Here is a 2,490-nt window from a genome sequence, read left to right as displayed (position 1 = left end):
TGGTGTGAAATACGCATCCCGAGAGGATCAGGTCCGGCGCAGGTCGCGGTTTTCCGTTTTTGGCTTGTCTTGACGGAGCTGATCTTTCGAAAGCTTGCTTCGTGCTTTTAGTTGAGAAGGAACTGATGGACTCAATTCTTGCCGGTGTGGCATGAAATGGGTTCCCATCTTTCCATTACATCGCTACCTCCCATCCCCCGCAGGGATTTGAGCGAGCTTGTAGTTTTGCCATGCGGGCAAGGTTAGCTGCTCCGGCAAGGAGACTGAAGTCATTCCCAACTCGCAGGAGACCACGTACCCTCGCTCGTCGCCCACCGTGTTTGCGCCTCATTAAGTGACCGAACTTACGCTCGACCTTGGGTCTGGTTGCTCTGTAGTCGGCCTTCCATGTTGGATCTGCCTGCTCTTTGCGTGCCCGAGCGAGTGCGGCTTCATTTGCTCCAATACGGATCTTTCTCCCGATCTTCGAGGTGGTGCACTTTTCGGCTAAGGAGCAGGTCCCACAATGGGTATCGAACTTGGCGATTCCCTCACCACCTTTGAGGTGTCGGATCCTGACCTCTATATTGCCGGGGCAGAGGACCGTCCCGGCTCCGAGATCGACGTGGAAGCTGTCCTTTGTGAACAGACCCTCCTTTGCGTTTGGTGGCTGTGTCTTGCACTTTGAGTCGATGTGAGCAGCCCCAAGTCGGGACTGGAATTGACCGGTTCCATAGGCGGCATCGCCATAGACGCAATTTGACTGTGGTTCCGATATGGGATTCTCCGGGTCTACATCGCGAGCATCGTCCCCTCCGAGCAGATCTTCAATGAGCTCTTCGGCTACGCTTGCGTCCCCGGCGTTTCCAGCGGTCACCACCGTTTTAGTGATGATCTCTGATTCTGGATCAAGTGCAATATGGCCCTTATATCCGTCAAAGCTCCGAGACGATGTCTTATGACCATGACGGGCCTCGGGATCTACAACCGAGATCACCCTGTCCTTGGCCACCTTTCGGACGATACGAAAGACCCCGTTCGTGTCCTCTTCAAGGTCCTGGCCTACAACCGTTCCAAGAAGGAGGGCTGCCTCGCTGACTGCTTCGGGAAGCTCACGACCTTCAAGCTCCACAAGGCAGGCATAGGCGTCCTTGGCCCTGGAGTCGACAAGATCCGCCCGAGCCGCTGCGTCATCCCAGTCAACTTGTGGCTTGGCAGAACTCGCATAGTCATCTCCGCTGGTGAGTACCCTAACGAGTGAATCCCTAAGGGATCTATCAGCGACCTTGAGAAGGTTGCGTATTGCTGAGCGTATCAGGGTGATGGTGTCCATGGTTGCCACTGCGTCATAGAGAGGTGTGGAATCAAGTACCCGTTTGCGCCCCACTAGCCCAGCTGCGCGAGCAGCTTGAAGAGAGATCTCAAAGACCCGGTCAGGCCGATTGGATCTGCGTAGACGCTCTCGAAAGTCGACGAGTACCGTGTGAGAGCAGACCGGCCAAGCTGAGACATCGTAGCTACCGACTCCAGCCGCATAACGCCAGCGAGCATCGAAAGCGTAGCGCTCTGTTGCTTCACGATCTGAGCACTCCTCCAGACGTTGGAGCACCATCACCGTTGCTATCGACGATGGGGGGACTGATTGGCGTCCTCTACCTGAGAAGAGATCGGCAAAGGCCTCGTCAGGAAAGAGCCGGTTGCGCTCATCGTGTAAGAAGGCATAGATGGAATCCTTTGGGAGAGTCTTGTCACAGAACTGGCTCATATCATCAAAGAAGTTAGATTGGGAATCTGCAATACCAAGGGACAATGCTCTCTCCTCATAAGGTGCTTCTATACCTCAATTCTACCGTATGACCAGGACTTTTGCAACTTATCAGGGACAACAATACCCCCAAATACCAAACGATCAGACAGAGTCAACTAGGTTGTACGGCCAGAGTGCGATCGTGACTCACTGGATGAGCAATCGCCCAAACCGCAGTCTCAGCCTTGGTCGGTCCATATCAGTGAGAAAGACACCAGTCACCTAGAACAACGTAGGCTCGTGTATGTGGGGTTGATGGCGATGATTTCTACTGGGGTTATGGCATTGGGGTTATGGCATTGATAGCTTTGTCAGTGAGCCGTCTGTGGAACATACCCCAGCCCTGTTCTAGGATAGACCTGTTGAGTCCGGACTTCTGAGCAACGTTCTTGCATGGGTTCTCAACTGTGTCCTTGGCCGAACGGGTCATGTTCTTGACCCCCAAATCCTCTAGGGCAATCAGGTCGTGGTCCACTCGATCCAGTCTTTGCGTCGATCGGTCTCCTTTGCTGATAACTTGGCTATAGCTAGCTTTGTGGCATTACGACGGTTGGAGCCTTTGGTCTGTCTAGCTAGTTTGCGTTGTAGTCGCCTCTTAGGTTGGCGCTCTCGGTTGGTGAGTAGTTTCATATCGAGAAACTTGTCCTTGGACGTAGCCACCGTATGAGTGACACCCATGTCCAGGCCGACTATCTCGCCGGTAG

General features: G+C 53.8%; 2 protein-coding genes. Both read right to left on the bottom strand.

The annotated features are described in order from the left end of the window. Positions 1-175 precede the first annotated feature (175 nt). On the bottom strand, positions 176-1,789 hold the full coding sequence (locus M7439_RS06880; protein WP_308464433.1) for an IS1182 family transposase: 1,614 nt from the start codon (positions 1,787-1,789) through the stop codon (positions 176-178). Between the two features lie 456 nt (positions 1,790-2,245). Then, positions 2,246-2,490: transposase (locus tag M7439_RS06875; protein WP_308464432.1), on the bottom strand; the 245-nt coding region annotated here is incomplete at its 5' end.

The sequence above is a fragment of the Ferrimicrobium sp. genome, assembly GCF_027319265.1.
Taxonomy (GTDB): Bacteria; Actinomycetota; Acidimicrobiia; order Acidimicrobiales; family Acidimicrobiaceae; genus Ferrimicrobium.
Note: the sequence above shows the minus strand (reverse complement) of the source record. Positions and strands in the feature narration are given on the sequence as shown.